The following is a 23994-nucleotide window of genomic DNA, read 5'->3' as shown; positions in this document are numbered from 1 at the left end:
GATCAGATGTCCTTCCCGTTCTTACGGGAGATCCGGACCCGCTTGCCGTTCTCGTCGGTCCGGTAGCCGATACGGGTCGGCTTGCCATCGGAATCGACGACCATGACGTTCGACGCCTGGATCGGGGCTTCCTGGGTCACGATGCCACCCGAGGAGGCGCCGCGCTGGTTCGCGGAGTTCGCGACGTGCTTCTTGATCCGGTTCACGCCCTCGACCAGGACCTTGCCGGTCGCGGGGTAGGCCTGGATGACCTTGCCCTTCGCGCCCTTGTCCTTACCCGAGATGACGAGCACGGTATCGCCCTTGTGCACCTTCATGGTCAGAGCACCTCCGGGGCCAGCGAGACGATCTTCATGAACTTCTTCTCGCGCAGCTCGCGGCCGACCGGGCCGAAGATACGAGTGCCACGCGGGTCGTTGTCCGCCTTGATGATGACGGCGGCGTTCTCATCGAACTTGATGTACGAACCGTCGGCGCGACGGCGCTCCTTGACGGTGCGCACGACGACGGCCTTGACGACCTCGCCCTTCTTGACGTTGCCGCCGGGGACGGCGTCCTTGACGGTGGCGACGATGATGTCACCGATTCCGGCATAGCGACGCGACGAACCACCGAGAACGCGGATGCAAAGGATTTCCTTCGCGCCCGTGTTGTCGGCGACGCGCAGTCGCGACTCCTGCTGAATCACTTCAGCCTCCTTGACCTGGATGTATACGCACGCCGGATTGCCGACCCGACGGGCATGGTCCATTGCCCTCCGAACGCGCGCCTGCCAGCGGTTTTCCTGGATCTGACCGACCCAACCACTGGGGGTTCGCTGCCGAAGTGCGGGCACAGCTCCCGCAGGCAACCGGTTCAGTGTAGGGGAATCCCCAGGTCATTCCCAAATCGGGGTCGGGGGCGCCGCCACCGCAGGCGCTCGGACCGCGAGATTCAGCTATCACTCAGTCTCCGTCAGTAGCGTGCCACGGGCGACTCATGAGATTCACCAGTGCAACCGCCTAGGAGACCATGTGACAGCCGATCGTCTTTTCTCGCCCGACCGCCGCACCTTCCTGACCGCACTCGGACTGCTGCCCGCGGCAGCGGTGCTGGCATCGTGTGGAAGCAAGGATTCGACGGCGAAGACGCTCACTGGGCCGGATATGTCGGGTTCGGATCCGGCGATCCGCCCACAGGACGACCTCTACCGCCACATCAACGGCACCTGGCTCCGGGACTACCGGCTGCCGCCGGACAAATCTTCCTACGGCACATTCGCCGAAGTCCGGGCACGCGTCGAGCGGCAATTGCGCGACATCGTCGACGGCATCCACAACCCGCGAGCGAATACGCCGGAACAGCAGATCCGCGACATGTACGACGCCTACCTCGATGTCGACGAGATCGAGAAGCTGGGCATGACGCCGCTGCAGGGATACTTCACCAAGATCGACGCCGCGGCGACCAAGGCCGACCTGGCTCGGACAATGGGAGAACTACCCATCCCCGGGCTGATCGGGCTCGAGGTCACCACCGACGACAAGAACTCCAGTCGGCATATCGCGAGCATCAGCCAATCCGGCATCGGACTGGACGAGCAGTACTACCGCAAACCCGAATACGCCGAGAAGCTCGCCGCCTATCGCACATATCTCGAACGACTATCCGCCGCAGCGGGTTTCGCCGACTCCGCGGCGACGGCCGGACGGGTTTTCGACCTCGAACGCCGGATCGCCGCCGGGTTCTGGGACAGCGTACGCATGCGAGACCCGCAGGCTCTGTACAACATTCGCTCCTGGAGTGAATTGGCCGCGCTGGCGCCGGGATTCGATTGGAACGCCTGGCTCGCGGGCCGGACCGATCGGCCGCTGAACCTGTTCGACCAGGTCCTGGTGCGCCAGCCCTCGTTCGTCGGCGGTGCCGGACAGCTGTGGGCCGAGGTCGACCTGCCCACCTGGCGTGACTACCTGCGCCTCAGCCTGGTCCGCACCTACGCGCAGTACCTGAAGAAGGACATCGCCACCGCCGATTTCGATTTCACCGGCAAGGTGATGCAGGGTCTGCAGCAGCAGCCGGAGCGCTGGAAGGCGGCCATCGACACCGTCAACAAGAAGGTGGGCCCGCCGCTCGGCAAACTGTATGTGGCCCAGCACTTTCCCCCGGCCGCGAAGCAACTCGCCGAGGAAATGGTCCGCGATCTGATGGCCGTGTACCGGGAGAGCTTCACCAACTCGGCCTGGATGTCCGCACCGACCAAAGCCGCGGCCATCGCCAAACTGGAGAAGATCGCCCCCAAGATCGGCTACCCGGACCAGTGGGAGGACTACTCCGGGCTCCGCATCTTGCGCGGCCGATTGGTCGAATCGCTGTTCACGGTCGACGCATTCGACCGTAAGCGGATGTTCGACCGGCTCGGCACCCCGGTCGACAGGTCACGGTGGGAACTACCGCCACAGACGGTCAACGCCTTCTACGAACCGGTCCGCAACGAGATCATGTTCCCGGCGGGCATTCTGCAGGCGCCGTTCTTCGACAAGGACGCCGAACCCGCGGTGAACTACGGCGGTGGCGGCGCGGTGATCGGCCACGAGATCGGGCACGGCTTCGACGATCAGGGCGCCCAGTACGACGGCGACGGCAACCTGCACGACTGGTGGACCCCCGCGGACAAGGCCGCGTTCGAGGCCAAGACCAAAGCCCTTATCGCGCAATACGATGCGCTGATCCCCGAGGGCTTGCCATCGGGCGCACACGTCAACGGCGCACTCACCGTCGGCGAGAACCTCGCCGACCTGCGCGGCCTCGACATCGCATTGAGCGCCTACCAGCTCGTCTCGAAGCGCAAAGGCACCGAAAACCCCGACTACAAGCCGATGTTCGAATCATGGGGCCGAATCTGGCGCATCAAACAGACCGATCAGACACTGGAAAGCCAACTGGCCCAAGACCCCCACTCCCCCGGCCAATTCCGCTGCAACCAGGTAGTGCGCAACCTGCCTCAGTACTACTCGACCTTCGACGTGAAGGAGGGCGACAAGATGTATCTACCGCCCGACCAGCGCGTCAGCCTGTGATCGGGTAACCAGGCACACTGATCGTGAATCCCGAACGCCCGGAACGAACTACCCGGGCGTTCGGGACCACTCGTCAGGCGTTCGCGGCGATCGGCTCCAGGCTCCAGGGGCCGGTGCCGTCGAGCTCCAGCTTCTGGGTGTGGTGCTGGTCGACGGTGCTGCGGTGCGCCACGCTGATCACCATGGTGTCGGGCAATTCGGTGCGGATCAGCTTGTACAGGGTGTACTCCAAGCCCTCGTCAACCGCGGAGGTTGCCTCATCGAGGAAGACAACCTTCGGCTTCAACAGCAGAATTCGGCCGAACGCCAACCGCTGTTGCTCACCCGGGGACAGGATCTTGGCCCAGTCGGCCTCCTCGTCGAGACGGTCGACGATATGGCCGAGATGCACCTTTTCCAGCACCTCCCGAAGCGCATCGTCGCTGATGTCCTCAGGCTTGCCCGGGTACTCGGCCGCGGTACGCAAGTCACCGAGCGGCAGGTAGGGGATCTGCGACAGGAACATGGTGTCGTCACCAGTCGGTCGACCGATCTCGCCTTCGGTGTACGGCCACATCTCCGCCAGCGCCCGCAGCAGCGTTGTCTTGCCGCTGCCCGACGGCCCCTTGACGACCAGTGCGTCACCAGGGCTCAGCCGCAGGGTCAGGTCGTCGATGAGCAGTTCACCGTCCGGCTTGCGCACGTCGACCTTGTCGAGCCGTACCGCATTGTCCAGCTCGGCGGCGGCGATCTTCGGCAGATCGCGCGATTCGCGACTGGCGATCTGCAGGCCGTCCAAACGCATGAGCGACGCACGCCAGGCGGCGAAGTCATCGTAGGAATTGCGGAAGAACGACAGCGAGTCGCTGATCTCGTTGAATGCCGACGCGGTCTGGTTCACGCCGCCCAGCGTCACCTGCCCGCTGAAGAATCGCGGTGCCTGAAGGACGTAAGGGAAGACGAGCGACAGCTGACTGACCAAAAGGTTCCAGCCTTGGAAATAGGTGTTCTGGCGAACGTAGCGCCAAAACACTTGAATCACCGCGGCGAAGCGGGCCACGATACCGCGGTGCTCCACTTCCTCGCCCCGGTAGAAGGCAACGCTCTCCGCGCTGTCGCGCAGACGCACCAGGGCGTAGCGGAAGTTCGCCGTCGCGCGCTCGTACAAGAAGTTCAACCGGATCAGCGGGCGGCCGATCCCGATCGCGATCACCGTGCTGATAAGCACGTACATGAGGACGATGAACACCATCGCCCGAGGGATGTCGGCACCCAATACCGTCATCGGACCGGACAGATCCCACAAAATCTTGGTGAATGAGACAACCGCAACGACCGCTCCGATGCCGCCGCCCGTACTGCCGCCACCCACAGCCAGACTGCGCGCGGTTTGCACGAAGGTCGTGATGTCCTGCTGTATACGCTGATCCGGATTATCGATGGTGTTGTCGATGAACCGGCCGCGGTAAAAGGCGCGGTCCTGCAACCAGTCCCCCGCGATGTTGTCGGTGAGCCACACCCGCCACCGGATGTCGTAGGCGTAGGCGAAGTAGAACGACGCCATCGACCGGATGACGTGGATGACACCCAGCACCGCCCACAGCACCATCGCGTTCCGGAAGGCTTCGAGCGCCTCATCTTTGGCCGCGTCGTCCTTGGCGACCAGCGCCTGCCCGCCTGCCTGCAAGGACGTGAAGAGGTCGTTACCCCAGTACGAGAAGAGCACGCTGACGCGCACGCCCGAAACCGCGAAGAAGATCACCAACAGGGTGAAGAGCCAGGTCCGCCATGCGCCCGGACCCCAGAAATAGCCCCCGCTAGCCCGCCAGAACTGGCGACCCCACGTCGTTGTCCGCAGCAACACCGCCATGATCAGCACGAACACGACGACGGTGATCGAGGTCGCGATAAGCAGCCACTTCAGCGACTCGTACCACTCGATACTCCAGTCCCTTGACGTTTTCACACGCAGGCTCCCGATTCCCAATCCCAGCAAAGCTGGCGAAGTCTAACCCGACCTGCCCCAACACGCGGCCCGACGCGGCAACCCCGTCACCGCTCGGTAATACTGCGCACCCGCGGCCATTCGCGCGCCAGTTCGAGCAGGTCACGCAAATCGGTTGCGGCATCGCGGGTTCCACCGAGCAACAACGTCGCGCGCGGCCAACCGCAGCCGCCGCGAGGCCCTTGCGGCCTACGCCATCGACAGCGCGTAGGCGCCGACCGCAGTAAAGCCGGGAGTCGAGCGGAGTCGGATTGCTGCTCCGTCGGCGTATCAAACCGCAAAGTGACTACGCTCGACGACCAGGTCAGCGCACAACGGCGTCGGGGTGGCGGCGTAGTGCTCGGCGGATGGGTTCGGTGAAGTGTTCGGGGTGGTGGTAGACGTCGGTGGCGGTGGTGTGCAGGAGGGTCCAGCCTTGGGCGGTCAGCCAGTTGTGCCGCGTGCGATCGCGGGTGGCGGCCTCCTCACCCGAATGCCATGAGGTGCTGTCGTATTCCAATCCGATCCGCCAGGCTCGCCAACCCAGGTCGATGCGGCGTCGGCCATCAGGTGTGTCGACCTCTAGTTGCGGCTCCGGCGCGGGCAGCCCGGCGTCGATACATCGCAGCCTGGCACGCGACTCCATCGGCGATTCGGCTCGGCCGTCCGCCAGTGGGATCAGTTCGATCGCCTGCCTGCGCCCACGGCGTCCTCGACAGCGCAGAAGTTCGACAGCCAACTCGTCCGGCGAAACACCTTGCCGAACCGCTGCGTCCAGTGTCGCCATGGCATCCATCCGCTTCAGCGTGCGCGCCAGGTCGACAGCGGTCCGCGCCGGACTGGTGGCCAACGTTTCTCGAACCAGCACGAGTTCCTCCAGCGCGACCCGATCCTGATGCACCACCAACCCACCCGGCCGTCGCTTCTGGATACCGAGCACATGGGTCACCGCATCCACTAGCACCGAAAACCCATGCAATTCGGCGGCCGTCTCGTAACAGGCAGGCATGCAGGCCGCCCCCGTCGACAATCGTGCCGCCTCGACCCGCATCTCCGGCGACGGAAAGCTCTCGACCGCGCGGTAGACCCCATAGAACACCCGAATCCACTCACCGCGGTCGATCCGAGCACGCATCTCCGCCGGGGAGTACGCCACCAGCGCCTGCCGTGCCGTGAACGCCCCGAACTGCTCATCTCGCAATTGCTTCAACCCGGTCCGCATCCCAGCAGCTTCTCCCCCGCCCGCCCCGCACCGCTTCGCCCCACCAGCACAAACACTCCACCTGTGGACAACCTCTCCCTGTGGAAACCCCGCCGAGCGTAGTCACATTGCGGCCCAGCCCGGCGTATCACACCGCAATCTGACTACGCTCGCCGCCCACCACATTACGAATTGGGGCTGTTTCTCTTTTTTGGTGAAACGGCGGCTGCCAGCGTGCGTATATCCGCTTATCCACGGATTCGAATCGGTGGATCTGGGAGTCGCCCACTCGCGACGAGGCGAGTGCTCCCTTCGGCAGAGGTGTGCGTCATGGCTCTTATCTGTACTCAGATTTCCGAATGGATCGAGGAAGAGGTTTCCAAACCTGTCGAGGAATGGGAGGAACGGCAGGAGAAGAAGTGTAAGGACTATCCGTGGTACGACCCGCGCGGCTGGGTGTGCTGGTTCGTCACGTATTTCGTCAAGGTGATCCGGTGGGTGATCGTCAAGGTCGGCAAGTGGGTCGTGCGGACCGTATGCAAGCTGGTCGGGGTGTTCTGGGGCATCATCACCGACGTCGCGGGCGGCCTGTGGGACGTGGTCGCCGGGATATTCACCCTCGATTGGCGGCGCATCCTCGACGGGCTCCTCGATATCTTGATCGGTATCGTGCTCGGCGTGATCCGGCTCGGCCGCATCATATTTCTCGGCGACCTCATCGCCTACATCATCGAGGAGATCAACCGCTGGCGGCTGCGGGATTATGTACGCGGACTGCTCGTAATGAAATACAGCGGAACGACACTGGATCAGATCAAGGAAGCCATTCGGCTCGACCATGGTGCGTTCGGATTGCGCATGGACGCGACGGCCTATCGCACCGTACTCGATTCCGAGGCGCCGTCACCGACCGACGCGACCGCACCGAACCTGGTCGTGCTGCACGAGACCGGCGCCATCAACCTGCGCGCGCTGTGCGGATTCGAATTCGATGAGGGCTTCTGGAATCGCAAGAGCTACAAGACATTGAAGAAGGAGATTGTCGTCGGCGGCGGCGGGGGCGGGGAATTCGATAATCCGATCTCCGAGGACGAACTCGACACCTACCTGTCCTCGCGCGGGCAGCAGGGTCCGCCGTTCATCGTGCTGCCGATGCGCGATGGCTCCCTCGACGAACGGGTGAGTATCGCGGAGGAGAAGGGCCGCGAGCTCAGCCTGATGATGAGCTTCAGCACCGATCGGGTGCTGGTCACCCAGGCGGGCCATATCGTCCACCACGGCTTCGACACCAATGACTACGACCCCGCGCTGGTCAGCTTCCTGATCGACAAGATCGGACGGATCGACAAGTCGACGTCGTCGACCGGTCGGACCGGCGCGGACCATCAACTGTGCCATCCGGTCGTGGTCGGCATCTTCCGATACACCGACACCCTGCGCGGCCTCACCGCCACCTTGGAACCCACCAAGTGTGGCCTGTCCGGCCACAATGCCTCCGGAGCGACGTTCATCGACAACCGGCCCGACCAGATCTGGAAGTACGTGCCGATCCACGAACTCGGCCACTACTTCGGGCTCTGCCACACCGATGGCGTCAACCGAATCATGTACTCCAACAGGCACAACAGTTGGTGGAACTGGTGGCTGGTGCCGGATATCTATCTCACCGGCGAACCGAGTTTCGTCTTCGACGAGGCCAAGGCGGCCTGGGACTACATCGTCGCCCACTTCCCGCCCGAATGCCTCGGCGCCGAGCCGATGGCCCCGCCCGTTGGCTGACCAGCAGGCCCTGCGCGCCGAGATCGATCGGCTCGGCCGCGAGTGCGGTTGCGGCACCGGCACTGTCGCCGCCGCACTCGCGGGTCTGTGCTACCCGCTCGCGCTGATCGCGGGCTGGACGCCGCCGGGCCACGGTTCGATCCCGGGCACAGTCGCCGGCGTGCTGGGCACTGTCCTACTGGGCGCGCTCCTCGGCAAGGCCTTCGGCATCGCCGCCGCCCGCTACCGCCGATCCCGCCTGATCCGGCAACTCAGGTCGCGCCCCTGAACCACACCCTCACTCGGCCGCCTACCTCGAGTTTTGTCGAGTGTAAGTTAGCCTAGGCTGACCTACGTTCAAGGCTCGGAGGAGTCGTTCGCGGAAGAAGGGTGCGGGAATGAAGTCGGTTCGATCGGGACGCTGGTGGACGCGAGCGGCGGTGGCCGCTGTGGCCGGCGCGTTGACGCTGGGGGTGGCCGCTTGCGGATCGTCGGGCGACGACACAGGATCGGGCGGCGAGCCGGTCACCATTTCCCACGCACGCGGCTCTACCACCGTCAACGGCACCCCGAAGAAGGTTGTCACGCTGGGTAATCAGTGGATGGATTCGGCGCTGGCGCTCGGCGTGACGCCGGTCGGCTACATCGACAATGTCGGCGTGGCGACGCAGAGCATGCCCGCGTGGGAGCCCGAGACGCTGAAGTCGGCGAAGGCGCTCAACACCAGCGGCAATATCGCCGAGCAGGTAGCGGCGCTCGAGCCGGATCTGATTCTGGCGGACGGATTCATCGCCGATCAGAAAACCTACGACGAACTGTCCAAGGTCGCACCGGTGCTGCCCGCGCTCGGCAAGGAGGCGGTCACCCCGTGGCAGGACCAGGTGACAACGCTCGGCAAGGTGCTGCGCAAGCAGGATGAGGCGAGCAAGGTGATCGCGAACGTCGACAAGAAGACCGAGGCGCTGATCCAGGCGAACCCGGGGATCAAGGGCAAAACGTTCGTCAGCACCTGGCTGGCCAGTGCCGCCCAGTTGATGGTGCTGACCGACCCGAACGACGGCTCGAGCAAGATCTTCACTCAGCTCGGCATGACCATCCCCAAGAACCTCACCGATTTGCCCGCCAACCAGGGCAGGCTCGCCCTCTCGCCGGAACGCGTCGACGAACTGAAGGCCGACCTGCTGCTGGCGGGCTACTCCCCCGGCTTCGACGAAAAGTACCGCCAGCTACCGGGTTACAACGATCTGCCCGCGGTGCGGAAGGGTTCGGTCGTCTTCCTGAACCGCCAGGAGATCAGCGCCGTCAACCAGCCGACCGCCCTCTCGGTGCCCTACATCCTGGACAAGATCACCCCCGCGATCGCCGCCGCGGCGAAGTAGGTTCAGTTCGCCGAGAAGGCCGCGCGCGCGGCAATCACACGTGTGCGCGGCCATTCGTCGGCCAGCGCGAGCAAGAAGCGGAGGGCGGCCGTCTGATCGGACATGCCGGATCGGGCTTCACCCTGCGGAATCGGCGGTCGGGTGACACCACGCGATTTCTCTTGTGCCGCATGGGCGATCGCCGTGGCCAAGCGAGCGGGGTCGCTCTCCTGGCCGGTGATATCCGCATGCGGCCCAGCCAGATAGGGGCGCAGGTGGAGCAGGGCATCCCAGATCTCGACCGTCATCCGGTAGAGGCGAAGGGCCGAGGCGTCCCGGCCGTAACGTCGTTGATCCAGGACGACTTCCGGTACCGCGGCCGTCAGATCGCGCCATAGCGGCCGCAGCCGGCGAATGTGCCGGCCCGACCGATCCAGGCCCGAACGCGTGAGCAACGCGGCGGCCAGCGGCAAGGAGATCAGCATGGCGATGAGCGCGAGGTTGATGTAAGCCGCTGTCGCCCAGATCGGTCCGGGGTTCTCGGGCCGCCAGCCGCGGGTGATCCGCACGGCCGATACGGCCGCGCTGACGAGCCAATACGTGGTCACCGCGAGCAGCGCGAGGTAGGCAAGCCGTTCCTGCAGGCCCAAACCGCGGACCCTGAGCTCTCGCGCGCAGGCTCGCACACCCCGCAGCGCGGACACCATGATCCACAGCTCCGACGCGTCCCAGATGATCCGATCCCAATGCAGCCACTGAATCAGCGGCACACCAACGCCTTCGGCGGCGGTGAACAGCAGCAGGGAGAGCCCGGCCATCGCCGCGACACGGTTGTACCCGCGTTGCCGTCCGGCCGCACGGCCGGGATCGCCGTCATCGAGCAGCCGGGTCCAGCCGTAGACGTTGGCCAATGCCATGAGGCCACCGCAGAGGAACAGCCGGGGCCCGAGGTCGGCGGCGCCGAGCAGCACAGCGCCGCCGAGCAGCGCGAGGCCGCAGATATCCCAGGTCAACGCCTGGTTGATCAGGCGGTCGTTGATCGCGTCGTTGAGCAGCCACCACCGGCCGGCGAGGATGATCACCACGAGCACGATGCACGTCGCCACGAGCGGCGCGGGGGCAGTGTTCACCGAGCGGTACCGGTCCGCTCTCGGGCATGCGGCCAAGCACGAGCGAGCTCGAGCAGGGTGCGCAACTCGGTCGTGCGATCGCGGACGTCGGCGTGCACACCGCCCGGTGCGGGCACCACCCGCGGCAGGTCGCCCGCTGTCTTCGCCTGTGCCGCTTGCGCCATCGCCAGGGCGAAGCCGGGGACATCCTCGGGATCGGCGGCCGGATCGGGAGTGTACTGCCGCAGATGCAGCAGGGCGTCCCAGATTTCGACGGTCATCCGGTACAGCCGCGAGGCCGACTGTTCCTCGGGCGAATGCCCCTGCCGCAGGACGACTTCCGGTACCGCGGTGGTGAGATCGCGCCACAGCGGCCGCAAACGGCGGCAGTTGCGGCCGGTGCCGTCCAGCTCGGTGCGCGCGAGCACCGCGGTGACCAGCGGGACGGTGATCAGCGCGGCGAGCAGCAGCAGGCTGATGAAGGTGAGCGTCGCCCACAGCAGGCCGAAATCGCCGGGCAGTTCCCCGAAAACGATACGCACGATGGCGATGGCCGCGGCGGTGATCCAATAGGCGGACAGCAGCAGCAGCGCCGTATCCGCCAGCCGTTCCTTGGGCGTCGCGTCGGCGAAACGCAGTTCGTGCACGCAAGCGCGCGCGATCAGCAACCCCGACAGCATGATCAGCACCTCGGACCCGAGCCAGCTGAGCTGTTCCCACCAGCGCAGCGGGTCATCGGGCATGCCGAGAGCGACGAACGCGCTGCCGATCAGCAGCACGCTGGTCACCACGACGGCCACGGTGTTGTATCGCCGTTGGCGTACTCCTGCCCGGTCCGGCGGCGCACCGCCGAGCAGCCGCGCGATGCCGTAGACATGGGCGATCGCCATGGTTCCGCAACAGATGAACAGTCGCATCGCGACGTCGCTGCGACCTGATGTCTGTGCGCCGCTGTACAAGAGCAGGCCGACGACATCCCAGATCAGCGCCCGGTTGATGAGCCGATCGATCGTCGTGTCGTTGACAACGAGCCAGCGGCCACCGATGACCAGCGCGACGAAGACGGCGAGCGACGCCACGATCGGCGCGGGTACAGCGTTCATCGGGAGACCGGCAGGGTGTTCATCGTCCTCGACAGTAGAACCCCGCCGGTCTCCCGGACAACCACCCGCTCAGCGCACGACCGCCGGCACCGGCGGGTGCGCCAGCTCGTCGGCCTCGGCGAGTTCGGCCTGCTCGTCGTGCATGTACTTGTCGCCGGCGAAGTACGAGGCGATCGCGGCGAGCAGCATCATCACGGCCGCGGTGACGAAGACCACGATCAGTCCGGTGTGGAACGGCCCGGTCAGCAGGTTCGGGAAGAATTCCTGTCCGGTGAGCATGTCCGCGTTGACGCCGGGTTTGGCCAATTCACCGGTGGGGCCGAGCAGTTCCTGGATCGGGTTGAAACCGAGGAAGGCGGCGAAGAGGCTGGCCACCGGCGGCATATTCGCCAGCTCGCCCGCGGCGTGCGCCGAAACACCTTGCGCCTGCAGCCCGGAATTCAGCGCGGCGGGCAGGTTGGCGGCGAGGCCGACGACCATCAGGGAGAAGAAGATGCCCATCGACAGCGCGTTGCCGCCATTGAACAGGGTGCCACGCATACCGGATGCCGCGCCGCGCTGGGCGGCCGGGACGCTGGACATGATCGCCGCGGTGTTCGGCGAGAAGAACAGGCCGCTGCCGATGCCGTTGAGCAGGATGACGAACGCGAAGACCCAGTAGTTGAAATCGACCGGGATCAGCAGCAACAGCAGGAATGTCGCGCCGGTCAGCAACGCGCCGCCGGTGGTGAACCGGCGCGAGCCGTAACGGTCCGACAGCCAGCCCGAGATCGGGCCCGCCGCAAGGAATCCCACGGTCAGCGGCAGCAGATAGATACCGGCCCACAGCGGTGTGGATTCGAAACTGTAGCCGTGCAATGGAAGCCAGATGCCCTGCAGCCAGATGATCAGCATGAACTGCATGCCGCCGCGGCCGATCGAGACCATCAGGTTGGCGAAGTTGCCGAGGCCGAAGGCGCGGTTGCGGAACAGGGCGAGCTGGAACATCGGTTCCGCCACTTTCGATTCGACCACGCAGAACACGCCGAGCAATGCGATGCCGCCGATCACCGAGGAGAGCACGAACGGGCTGGACCAGCCGGTGGCGTGCCCGCCGTAGGGCTGGATGCCGTAGGTGATGCCGGTGAGCAGCGCGGTGAGCCCGAGGCCGAAAGTCAGCGTTCCCCACCAGTCGACGCGGCCCGTGGAACGAATGCCGACCTCGTGCAGTGAACGGTAGGACCAGATCGCACCGAGCAGGCCGAGCGGCACGCTCACCCAGAACACCGCGCGCCAGTCCCATTCCGACAGCACGCCGCCGATCAGCAGGCCGAGGAACGAACCGGCAACGGCGGCAACCATATTGATGCCGAGCGCGGTACCTCGCTGTTTCGCCGGGAAGGCATCGGTGAGGATGGCGGCCGAGTTGGCGGTCAGCATGGCGCCGCCGATGCCCTGGATCACCCGCCAGATGATGATCCACATCGCGCCCGCGCCGCCGTGGAACGGATCGAAGGACAGGGCGACGGCCGTGAACGCGAAGACCGCGAAGCCGAGGTTGTAGATCTTCACACGGCCGTAGATATCGCCGAGCCTGCCGAACATCACCACCAGCACCGCGGTGGCGAGCAGATAGCCCATCAGCATCCACAGGAGGTAGCCGACATTGCCCGCGGCCAGTGGATCGAGCCCGACGCCGCGAAAGATCGCGGGCAGCGAGATCAGCACGATCGAGGAGTTGATCGTGCTGAGCAGGATGCCGAGCGTGGTGTTGGTCAGGACGATCCACTTGTAATGCGGATGGTCCTTGTCATAGCGCTGACGGCGGCGGATGGTCTGGACATCACCCAGATCGAGATCGGCGGATGGATTCGTCACGGCGGCCCCTTGGCTTAACTATTACCTCAGCAAACTATATAGTTAGCCGATGCAACGATCAAGTCGGAGTCTGACGCCGCAACCCTGGGGCTTGCGGCGTCAGGTCTCGGCGGTTCCGATCAGCGGAGCCCGACGGCGGCGACTACCGCGGCGACGGCACGCTGCCAGAGCTCGGCGAAGTGATCTATGCGGTCGGTGTCGAAGATCGCATCGCTCCACCGGAGCAGGGTCGCCAGCCGGGGTCCGTCCGTACCCGGGTACACCGCGGTGACCAAGTCGAGGGCGTAGCGCAGCGGCATCTCCGGTTCGGGGGCGATCGGCAGGCGCTGATGCAGGGCGAGATCCGGGATCGGCGCCCAGTCGGCCGGGCCTGTCGCGGACAGATCGAGCCTGCCGATGTAGTCGAGCATGATCTGCGGATCACGCGCGAGTTCCGGCGCGACGCCGCCGTAACGGAGCAGGCCGAAGTCCAGGCCGTTGTTCGGCACGCTGTCGACCTGCGCCGCAACGGCTTTCAGCAGATCGGCGACGGCGGACGGATCCGCCTCGGCACGGGCGATATCCAGCGGTGCGCCCACGCCGACCCGGATCGGATAAACGGTGGTGAACCAGCCGACGGTGCGCGAGGTGTCGACACCGCCGACGATCGCGTCCTCGCGGCCGTGGCCTTCCAGTGCGACCAGTGCGCCGCCCGCGGGGTTCTGGCCGCGTTCGGAGCGCCAGGTGGACAGCGCGATCGACAGTGCGGTGAGCAGGAACTCGTGCATGCCGAGGTCCTTGCCGATGCCGTCGAGTAGTCGCCGCGTTGTCTCGGCGGTGGTGAACGACGGCGTGATCCGGTACGAATCCCAAGTGTCCGCCACCGGATTCGGGTGGCGCAGGCCGAGCTCGGGGTCGTCGCCGGCGAGCTGGTCGGCCCAGAAGTCGCGCTGTGCGGCAACTTCCGGCGCCGTACGGCGGTCGTCGAGCACGGTGGCCCACCGGCGGTAGTCGGTGAACTCCATGGTGAGAGCTGGGGTCCGACCGGTGCGCATCGCCGCCCAGGCGTCGGCCAGGTCGGACAGGATGATCTGCCACGACACCGGATCCACCGCGAGGTGGTGGATCGACAGCAGCAGGACGTCGGCCTCGCCGGGTCGGGCGAAGCGCACCGCCTGCAGCATCGCGCCGGTGGCCGGGTCGATGCGATCGATGGCCGCGCGCGCGGAATCGGCAAGGGCCGTCTCGAAATCGCCGTGCACCTCGGCCAGCACATCGGTGGCGCGGACGCTGCCGGGTTCCCGGATGCTCAGTTGTCCGGTTTCGAGCCGGGCGCGCAGCATGGGATGGTTGTCGAGCACTGCCTGCAGTACCGATTCGAGTCCCGCGCGATCGAGATCGGCGGGCAGCGAGATCAGCGTCGACAGTGCCAGCCTGCGGAAGCCGCCGTGCTCGTACATCCAGGACATGATCGGCGTCGGCGTCACATCACCGTATTCGACGACTCGACCGTCGGCCGAATCGGCCTGCGCCACTGAGGCATCGATGGCGGCGGCCAGGTCGCGCACCGTGGGGTTGGCGAGCACCATGGCAGGGCTGAGCGACAATCCGGCCTTGCGCGCGGTATTGACGAGAGAGATGGCCACGATGCTGTCCATGCCGAGCGCGACGAAATCGTCGTCGATGCCTGGGGCACTGCCGCCGAGCGAGTCAGCGAGCGCGGCGCACAGCGCACGCTCGGTTTCGTTGCGTGGCAACGCCTTCTCGGCCGAGCCCGAACTGTCGAGCGCTTCATTGCCGAGCGCGTCGAGCGCGCGGACATCGAGCTTGCCGTTCGGGGTGACAGGTAGCGCGTCCAGCGAAATGATCCGCGCCGGAACCATGTACGCGGGCAGCCGCTCGGCCAGCCCGGCGCGCAGCGTAGCGGTATCGGGTGAGCCCACCGCGAATGCGACGAGGGCGGAGCCGCTCGGCCGCTGCACGACGAGCACCGCGCCCGCGCGCACTTGTGGCAGCTGCAGCAAAGCCGTTTCGATATCGCCGATTTCGATCCGGTAGCCGCGGATCTTCACCTGGTCGTCGGCGCGGCCGAGATAGGACAGACCACCGTGTGGCAACTGCCGCACCAGGTCTCCGGTGCGGTACATGCGCTGGCCGGGACGCGACGGGTCGGCGACGAATCGGTCCGCGGTGGTCGCGGGCTTGCCGGCGTAGCCGCGCGCGACCTGGGCACCGGACAGGTACAGCTCGCCGACGGCACCGCGCGGCACCGGACGTAGCCAGGAGTCGAAGACATACGCCGACATGCGATCGACGGCGGTGCCGATGGTCGGCTGAGCGGCGTTGGCCGACAGCTCGTTTCGGCCGGTGTTCACGGTCGCGACGACCGCCTCGACGGTGGTCTCGGTGGGTCCGTAGCAGTTGTAGACCGCCGTGCCCGGCAGTGCGCGCAGTTGCTCCCACATCGGCGCACCGATCGCCTCGCCGCCGAGCGCGAGCACCGTGAGCCGCTCACCGTCGACCAGGCCGGCGGCATAGAGCTGGGTGAACATCGACGGTGAGGTGTCGATCATGTCGATCCGATGCCGAACGATGCCGTCCACCAGGCCGTGCGCGTCACGCATCTCGATCTCGTCGAACAGGTGCACGGCATGGCCGTCGAGCAGGCCGATCATCGGCTGCCACGATGCGTCGAAGCTCAGCGACCAGGCGTGCGCGATCCGCAGCGGGCGGCCACCGAGACGGGCGACGGCCGGGCGGTACACACGGTCGCGATGATCGGTGAAGTAACTGGCCAGGGCGGCGTGGGTGCCCATGACGCCCTTGGGTTCCCCGGTCGAGCCGGATGTGAAGATCAGGTAGGCGCACGACTGCGGATGTGCGGCACGCGGGGCCGCGATCGCGCGGGCGGCGATGCGCTCGGCGGCGTCGTCGAGCACCAAGGTCGGGTAGTCCCACGGCGCCGCGTACCCGCGCACCGTCACGACGAGGCTCGGAGCCGCCTGCCGCAGGATCGATTCGATGCGTGCTGTCGGTGCCGAAATATCCACCGGCACATAGGCTCCCCCGGCTTCGAGTACCGCGAGCATGGCGATGATCGACCGGTCGGATCGCGGCAGTGCCAGCGCGACAACCGATTCCGCGCCGATACCGTGCTCGATGAGCTCGCTCGCGAGGCGGCCCGCCGCCTCGCGCAGTTCGCGGTAGGTGTAGCGCGCGGTGCCGGTGCTCAGCGCGATCGCGTCCGGTGTCAGCTCCACCTGTCGCAGGAACAGCTCGGTGACCGTGGCGTTCGGCTCGGCTTCCGCCGCGGCCGAAGCGATTCGCTCGGCAGGCAGCAACACATCGAGCGCGTCCGGGGTGGCGTCACCATGGTCGGGCAATTGACGCAGCACCGCGAGGATGCGCTCACCGATCTCGGCGACCGGGAAGTGCGGCAGCGCCTCGGCGACGGCCTCCAGCATCACCACCAGTACGCCATCGGTCAGATGCGACACCACCGAAAGCGGGTAGTGCACCAGGCTTTCCATGGCGACAGGCAGAAACCGGGTGCCGTTGCCGGTGACGATGGGATCGGTGGCCGCGCCGATGGGTGCGTTCTCGAAGACGAAAAGCACGTCGAACAGCCCACCGTGCCCGGCCGCCCGCTGAATGGCGGACAGGCTGACGTGCCCGGCATCGCGCATGGCCGCCGATTCCCGTTGCATCCCAGCGCATTGCTGCACGATCGAGCGCACCGGGTCGAGCAGTACGCGGGCGGGCACGGTATTGATGAACAGCCCGAGCATCGATTCCACGCCGGGCAGCGAATCCGGGCGGCCGGAGATGGTGGTGCCGAACACCACGTCGCGGCGGTCGGTGAGCCTGCCGAGCACCACGGCCCAGGCGAATTGGACGACGGTGCTCATGGTGAGACCGTTCGCCCGCGCCCAGCGCACCAGGCGCGAGGTCTCCGTGCTGTCGAGGCTCAGCCGGGTGCGGCGCGGAATCGCCGCGCCGATCTCGATGGCGGTGCCGTCCGCGAGCATGAGCGGGCCGCTGAGTTCGGCCAGATATTCGGTCCACGCGCGGGTCGCCGCGTCGGCGTCCTGCGCGGCGAGCCAGCCGATGTAGTCGCGGTATGGGCGCGCCGGAGGAAGCGAATCGGCCTGTCCGCCAGCCTCGTACACGGCGATCAGCTCGCGGAAGAAGATCGCGACCGCCCAGCCGTCCATCAGGATGTGGTGTGCGGTGACGATCATCCTGCGACGCTCGTCCGGTAGCGAGACCAGCGTGATCCGTAGTGCGGGGCCGCGACTCAGATCGAATCGCCGTTGCCGGTCGGCCGCCGCGATCGCGTCGAATTCCGCCGGCCGCGCGGCTACTTCGAGCCACGGCAGGTCCACCCAGGTCGGCACGATCTGCACGGGCTTGGGCAGGTCGGTGTCCCAGAACGACACACGCAGATTCGCATGCCGCTCCAGGATCGCCTCCGCGCTGCGGCGCAGCAGCGCGACGTCGATCGGACCGCCGATGTCGATGACGAACTGCATCGTGTACAGATCCACGCCGTCAACGGCCAGGCGGGCAAGTGAGAACAACCCCTCCTGCAGCGGGCTCAGCGCCAGCACATCCTCGATCTCGGCGGGCAGGCTGCGATCGACCGTCATCGGGCCGCCTTCCACGCGGCACCGAGCGCCGACAGCGCATCGCTGCTCAGGCCGGACACACTCATCGCCGCGTGCTCGTGCGCTGGTTCCCGAATAGGGGCGACCGTTTCGGGCTTGTCGGCGACAGCGACCGCGCCGCCGAAGGTTTCGTCGATGGTCGCGGTCACTCCCGCGGCAATCGCCTCGTCCACCGCGGCGGCGAGTTCGGCGATGGTGAGATGTTCGAACACCAGCTGTGGTGACAGCGGGAGCCCGATCTGGTTGGCACGCGCCGACCACTGGATGGAGATGACGCTGTCGCCGCCGAGGGCGAAGAAGCCGTCGTCGGAGGCCACATCCTCGATCTCGAGCAGTTCCTCGAGTATGGCGATCAGCTGCCGCTCGGTAGCCGTTTCGGCACCCGTCGCACCGGATTCCCCACTCGCGGCGGCCTTTTCACCTGCCGGGGGCGTGATGATCAGGTAACCGGCAGTGTTCCACCTGGCGCGAGCGCCGGTGCGCAGCAGTCGCTGTCCCTTGACGAAGGGATCCTCGACGCTTTCGGCAGCGTCGACGAGCCCGGCTCCACCTATGTACACCTCACCCTCTACTCCCGGCGCCGTCGCGCGCAGTGCCGCGTCCAGCACCAGCACCTTGGCGCCTGGCACCGGCCGCGCGCGCCCGGTGCCGTCGAGCGGGCCGCGCGCCACAGTGCCCGCGTACTCCGAGATGCCGTAGCCGAAGGTGGCCACCGAACCCGCCGACAGCGCGGGCAGCAGATCGGGCAGCGCGGCGGGCCAATGGAATCCGGTGACGTCCCAGCGCCGCACCGTCGGCAGCATCGAGACGCCGGTCTGGACGAAACGCGCCAGCGTGTACGGTTCGGCGACCACATGGGTCACGCCGTGCGCGCCGATCAGCTCGACCAGCGCGGCCGGATCCTCCCGCTGCGCCTCGGTGGCGACGATCAACTCGGCGCCGTCGGCGAGTGCCGCGAGCAATTCGACATCGACCTGTCTGCCGGTCCACGATGCGGCGAGGAGTCGGACGTCGGCCCAACCTGCTACGGGGTCGGCGCTTTCGGCACGCCGGTCGGCCGCGACGGCACGCCGGTCCGCGACCGCGACCGACATGGCCGCCGCATCCGGTGTCGCGGCGAGCGTGCCGAGCCGTCGCACCATCCCGGCGACCGAAGCGCCGGGATCCGTGGCCTCGCCGGACTGTCCGGCCAGTCGCTCGAACAGCGCACCGTAGGTGAGCGATTCGGCCCCGCATCGCACCGCGACCCGCTGTGCGGGTACGGTCCGGGCCCGGCTGATCAGCTGCGCGATGCTCGGCGCGCCGGGAACCTCGACGCCGGTGGCCCATTCGTGGGTCACCCGCTCGCGCTCGCAGGCGGGCAGCACGTCGAGTTCGCCCACCGTGCTGTCGGGGGTCTCCGCGAAGGCGGTCAGGACACGAAGCATCCGCTGCGCGAACAGATTTCCGGTCGCCGGTTCGTAGAGGTCGGTGTTGACGATGACGCTCGCGTCGAAGCCGCCGTCGGCGCCCGCGAAGAAGTTGATGCTCAGATCGAGCAGCGAGGTGTCGAAGTCCATCGGCAGCACCGACATCGCGATGCCCGCGTCCAGGCCGTGGTCGGCCGCGTCCCAGTTCTCCTCGCGGAAATGCATCATGGCCTGGAACAGCGGGTTCCTGGCACGGGACCGCGCCGGATTCAGCGCGTCCACCAGCCGCTCGATCGGGATGTCCTGGTTGCCGTACGCGCCGAGCGCCACATCGCGGGCGCGCTCGAGTACCGTGCGCAGCGTTGGATCGCCGGACAGGTCGTTGCGCAGCACCACCATATTGGCGAGCAGGCCGACGAGATCGGCGGCGGCCGGGTCCACTCGGCCCGCGATCGGGGTGCCGAGCGGAATATCGGTGCCCGCGCCGAGTTTGTGCAGCAGCGTCACCACCGCGGACTGGTAGAGCATGAACTCGCTGGCCCCGGCCGACTCGGCCAGCGCAGCCAGCTTGCCCCGCAGTGCGGCGGGTACCGCGAACGACGCGACGTGGCCGTTCTTGCCGAGCACGGCGGGACGCGGATGGTCCAGTGCGGCATTGATCTCGTCGGGCAGCCCGGCGAGCGCGTCACGCCAGTAATCGATCTGGTGGCCGAGCGATTCGACCACGTCGTGCTGCCACAGTGCGAAGTCGGCGTACTGGACTTCCAGCGGCGACCAGTCCGGCGCCGCGGCCGCGGCGCGGCTGCGGTAGGCGGTGGTGAGGTCGTCGATGATGGTCCGGAACGACCAGTGGTCGGCGACCAGGTGATGCACGAGCAGCGACAGCACATGAGTCTTGCTGTCCAGCACGAAGATTCGCGGCCGAATCAGCAGCTCGCCGTCCAGCGCGAAGCAGTGGCGCCCCGCCTCGGCCAGCTCCGTGCGCAGCCGCTCCGGATCGTCGAGCACGGTGACCGGCACGTCGAGCGGGCCCGCGGCGCGCACCGACTGATACGGCACACCATCGCTTTCCGGGAACACGGTGCGCAGCGCCTCGTGGCGGGCCACGACATCGCCGATGGCGGCGGTCAGCGCGTCCACGTCGAGCGCGCCGTGCAACCGGACCGCGAAGGGGATATTCCCGATCGCGCTCGGCCCTTCCAACTTGCGCTGGAACCACAGCGCGAGCTGCGAGTACGACAGCGGAACACGCTCGGGCCGTTGCCGTTTCGCCAGCGCGGGCACCACCGTTTCGGCGGAGGCGGGGGTGGCCTCGATCAACGAGGCCAGCCCGGCGACAGTCGGGGTGTCGAACGGTGCGCGCACATCGATCGCTACGCCGAATTCGGCGCGGATACGCACCACGAGCCGGGTGGCGAGCAGCGAGTGCCCGCCGAGCTCGAAGAAGGAGCTGTCGGCGCCGATCCGGTCGCGGCCGAAGATCTCGCCGAACAGGGCGGCGACCCGAACCTCGGTGGCGGTGGCCGGTTCCCGGTACCGATTCGCGACGGCGCGCTCGGGCGCGGGCAGGGCCCGCCGGTCCAGCTTGCCATGCACGGTCAGCGGGATCTCGTCGATCACCGCGAACGCGGTGGGCACCATGTACTCCGGCAAGGCGGCCGCAGCGTGCGCGCGCAGCTCGTCGATATCCACGGCGGCTTCCGAAAGTCCGCTCGCCGGAACGACATACGCGGCGAGCATCGCGCCGATGGCCCGATCGGCCACCGCGATGGCGACGCAGTGCCCCACCGCGGAGTGCGCGGCGATGACGGCCTCGACCTCACCGAGCTCGATCCGGAATCCGCGCACTTTGACCTGCTCGTCGGCCCGGCCGACGAACTCGATCTCGCCGTTCGCGTTGCGCCGCGCCAGATCTCCGGTGCGGTACAGCCGCGAACCCGGCGCGAAAGGATCGGCGACGAACCGTTCCGCGGTCAGCCCACGCCGGTTCAGGTAGCCACGCGCCAATTGCGCGCCACCCAGATAGATTTCGCCGACGACGCCGGACGGCACCAGCCGCAGCGCCTCGTCGAGCAGGTACACGGTGACGTTCTCGTTCGGCAGCCCGATCGGCACGGTCCTGGTGCCCTGCGGTCCGTCGACCGACATATGCGTGGCACACACCACGGCCTCGGTCGGCCCGTAGTGGTTGCGCAGCTCGGCGTCGAAGACGCCGGCGAACTTGTCCGCGACCTCGCCGGGCAGCGCCTCACCGCCGACCGGAACATGCCGCAGCGCCCGCCATTCGCTCACCTCGGGCAGCAGCAGGAAGGTGCTCAGCATGGACGGCACCATGTGCAACACCGTGACGCCGCAGCGGGTGATCAGCTCAGCGATGTACGGAATATCCCGGAACGCATCGGGTTTCGGGATGACGAGCCGGGCGCCGTTGGCGAAGGTGACGAAGATGTCGAGTAGCGAGGCGTCGAAACTCACCGAAGACGACTGCAGCAGCCGGTCTTCGGCCGTCATGCTCCATTCCGCGACGAATCCGGCGAGGTGCTCGGCGATGGCGGCATGGGATACCGGAACGCCCTTGGGCTTTCCGGTGGAACCGGAGGTGTAGATCACGTAGGCGAGGTTGTCCGCCAGCAGCGGCCGCATCCGGTCCGCGTCGACCGGAGCGCGGTCGGGCAGCTCCGCGGCGGCGGTTTCGGCGACATCCAGTTCCACGCGGCCGAGGACCATCCGTGGCGCGGCGTCGGCGACGAGGTAGTCAATGCGGTCGTCCGGGTAGGCCGGATCGATCGGCAGGTAGGCCGCGCCCGCCTTGAGCACGCCGAGTACCGCGACGACGAACTCCACCGAATTCGACAGCCGCAGGCCGACGATGTCCTCGCTGCCGAGCCCGTGCCCGATCAGCCAGTGCGCCAGTCGATTCGCGCGCCGGTCCAGCTGGAGGTAACTGAGTTCGGTGTCGGCGGTGCCGGGTTCGCCCGGCGCGACGATCGCCAGTGCGTCCGGCACGGCGGCGACCTGCGCCTCGAACAGCGCCACCATGGTGCTCGGCGCCCGCTCGACGAGCGCACCATGCGACCGCGCGAGAATCTGCGCGTGGTCGTCGGCGCCGAGCATGTCGATATCGCCGAGCCTGCGGCCTGGGGCGTCCAGCGCACTGTCGAGCAGCTGCACGTAGTGCCCGAGCAGCTGCTCGACGAGAACGCGGTCCAAGTCGTCTACGCGGTACTCCGCCTCCAGGTGAGCGCCGTCGTTGTCGAGCACGACGGTGAGGCCGAGCGGTACCTGTGACACCGGGCTGCCCAGCTCGAGCTGCGTCGCGGTGATGCCGTCGAGCGCGAATCCCTGGGCGCTCTTGCGCACGCTGAAGCCGAGCCGCACCAGCTGCTCCAGGCCGTCACGGCCGCCGATGCGGTCCGGATTCGCCTCGCGGACCACGCGATCTATGCCGACGTTCTGGTGGGCGAAAGCGCCGAGGCAGGTATCGCGGATGGCTTCGGTGAAGCCGGCGAAGGTATCCCCCGCACCGACGGTGGCGCGCAGGAGCAGGGTGTTGCCGAAGTAGCCGATCAGTGACGCCGCTACCGCGTTCGGGCGCACAGTGATCGGTACCGAAACCAGGAAATCCGTTGCGGCGGTGTAGCGATGGATCACCGCGTCGTAGGCGGCGAGCCAGACCATGAACGGAGTCGCGTTGTGCGCGCGGGCGAATGCCTCGACGCGCCCGACGAGCTCGGGCGCTACCGCGAGGGTACAGCGCTCGGCCTGTTTGGACGGCACCGCCGCGATCGCGGTCGGGCCTGGCAGTTCCAGCGGCTCGGGCAGCGGCCGCAGCGCGGCGCGCCAGTAGTCGACCTCGGACGGCTCTTCGGCATGCGCGCCGAATACCGCGACATCGACGAACTGCCCACCGGGCTCGGCCGGCGCGGGTAGGTCACCATAGGCGGCATTGAGTTCGGCGAAGAACACCCCCCAGGAATCGTCGTCCCAGCCGATGTGGTGCACGACCAGGATCAGCGCGAATTCCTCGATCCCGGTGCGCACCAGGCTGACCCGCAGCGGCGCCTCGGTGGCCAGATCGAACGGACGCCCGAACTCACGACGGGCGAGCACCTCCAGCCTGCGCGACCTGCTCACTTCCGCCAGCTCGGTCAAATCGTGCGACTGCCAGGACAGTTCGAGGTCTGTGCGCACGAGCTGATACGGCTCGCCGTCGTCACCCAGCCCGTATACGGTGCGCAGCACGTCGTGCCTGGCGACTACCGAGCCGACCGCGGCGCGCAGGCGCGCATCGTTCAGCGGGCCGGTGAGCCTATAGGCGACGCAGATGTTCAGCGTCGTATCCGCCGGGTCGCGGGTCTGCAAAAACCACAACCTGCGCTGCCCGGCCGAGAGCGGTTGCCGCTCACCGGCCTTCGCCCTACGCGCCGCCGCAGGCTCGGCGGGCGCGGTGGTCACGCCGCTCTCGGCCAGCTTCTGGCGCAGCAGTGCCTTCCGGCGTTCCAGCACGCTCGTGAGTTCGTTGTTCGACATGAAT

At 67.0% G+C, this 23994-nt stretch carries 13 protein-coding genes; 4 read left to right on the top strand and 9 right to left on the bottom strand.

Annotated features, from left to right (window positions below; genetic code table 11):
* Nucleotides 1-2: 2 nt before the first annotated feature.
* Entirely contained in the window at nt 3-317 is a 315-nt protein-coding gene (gene rplX, locus ACIG5A_RS17650; RefSeq protein ID WP_397241258.1) for a 50S ribosomal protein L24, read from the bottom strand.
* 2 nt (nt 318-319) lie between these two features.
* The gene (gene rplN, locus ACIG5A_RS17645; protein WP_397241844.1) at nt 320-688 is read right to left on the bottom strand and encodes a 50S ribosomal protein L14; all 369 of its coding nucleotides are present in this window, start codon (nt 686-688) and stop codon (nt 320-322) included.
* Between the two features lie 325 nt (nt 689-1013).
* On the opposite strand from rplN, the gene ACIG5A_RS17640 reads away from it, so the two are divergent.
* On the top strand, nt 1014-3056 hold the full coding sequence (locus tag ACIG5A_RS17640) for a M13 family metallopeptidase (protein WP_397241257.1): 2043 nt from the start codon (nt 1014-1016) through the stop codon (nt 3054-3056).
* A gap of 73 nt (nt 3057-3129) precedes the next feature.
* Here ACIG5A_RS17640 and ACIG5A_RS17635 read toward each other — a convergent pair whose 3' ends face one another.
* Nucleotides 3130-5031, bottom strand: coding sequence for an ABC transporter ATP-binding protein/permease (locus ACIG5A_RS17635; RefSeq protein WP_397241256.1), 1902 nt, complete (start codon nt 5029-5031; stop codon nt 3130-3132).
* 313 nt (nt 5032-5344) lie between these two features.
* Nucleotides 5345-6241: a hypothetical protein gene (locus tag ACIG5A_RS17630; RefSeq protein WP_397241255.1), complete on the bottom strand. Its 897-nt coding sequence runs from the start codon at nt 6239-6241 to the stop codon at nt 5345-5347.
* A gap of 309 nt (nt 6242-6550) precedes the next feature.
* Between ACIG5A_RS17630 and ACIG5A_RS17625 the strand changes: the two genes are divergently transcribed.
* The 3 genes from ACIG5A_RS17625 (at nt 6551) to ACIG5A_RS17615 (ending at nt 9357) form a co-directional block, all read left to right on the top strand.
* Complete coding sequence (locus ACIG5A_RS17625; RefSeq protein ID WP_397241254.1) at nt 6551-7999, top strand: hypothetical protein; 1449 nt, start codon at nt 6551-6553, stop codon at nt 7997-7999.
* Nucleotides 7992-8267, top strand: coding sequence for a hypothetical protein (locus tag ACIG5A_RS17620; protein WP_397241253.1), 276 nt, complete (start codon nt 7992-7994; stop codon nt 8265-8267). The genes ACIG5A_RS17625 and ACIG5A_RS17620 overlap by 8 nt, the downstream gene beginning before the upstream one ends.
* Before the next feature lie 109 nt (nt 8268-8376).
* The gene (locus ACIG5A_RS17615) at nt 8377-9357 is read left to right on the top strand and encodes an ABC transporter substrate-binding protein (RefSeq protein ID WP_397241251.1); all 981 of its coding nucleotides are present in this window, start codon (nt 8377-8379) and stop codon (nt 9355-9357) included.
* A 2-nt stretch (nt 9358-9359) separates the two neighbouring features.
* On the opposite strand, the gene ACIG5A_RS17610 is transcribed toward ACIG5A_RS17615, so the two are convergent.
* The 5 genes from ACIG5A_RS17610 to ACIG5A_RS17590 form a co-directional block, all read right to left on the bottom strand.
* Nucleotides 9360-10466, bottom strand: coding sequence for a DUF6545 domain-containing protein (locus ACIG5A_RS17610; protein WP_397241250.1), 1107 nt, complete (start codon nt 10464-10466; stop codon nt 9360-9362).
* Nucleotides 10463-11548, bottom strand: coding sequence for an MAB_1171c family putative transporter (locus tag ACIG5A_RS17605; protein ID WP_397241249.1), 1086 nt, complete (start codon nt 11546-11548; stop codon nt 10463-10465). The genes ACIG5A_RS17610 and ACIG5A_RS17605 overlap by 4 nt, the downstream gene beginning before the upstream one ends.
* Before the next feature lie 69 nt (nt 11549-11617).
* Nucleotides 11618-13405 (bottom strand): MFS transporter, encoded by a 1788-nt coding sequence (locus ACIG5A_RS17600; protein ID WP_397241248.1) that lies wholly within the window; start codon nt 13403-13405, stop codon nt 11618-11620.
* 119 nt (nt 13406-13524) lie between these two features.
* Nucleotides 13525-18033, bottom strand: a complete 4509-nt coding sequence (locus ACIG5A_RS17595; RefSeq protein WP_397241247.1) for an amino acid adenylation domain-containing protein — start codon at nt 18031-18033, stop codon at nt 13525-13527.
* A complete protein-coding gene (locus ACIG5A_RS17590; RefSeq protein ID WP_397241246.1) occupies nt 18030-23990 on the bottom strand; it encodes an amino acid adenylation domain-containing protein in 5961 nt (1986 codons plus the stop codon). Before ACIG5A_RS17590 ends, ACIG5A_RS17595 begins: the two co-directional genes overlap by 4 nt.
* Between the last annotated feature and the right edge of the window lie 4 nt (nt 23991-23994).

Origin of the sequence: Nocardia sp. NPDC052566, from assembly GCF_044547285.1 — a bacterium.
In the GTDB taxonomy this organism is placed as follows: Bacteria; Actinomycetota; Actinomycetes; order Mycobacteriales; family Mycobacteriaceae; genus Nocardia.
Note: the sequence above shows the minus strand (reverse complement) of the source record. Positions and strands in the feature narration are given on the sequence as shown.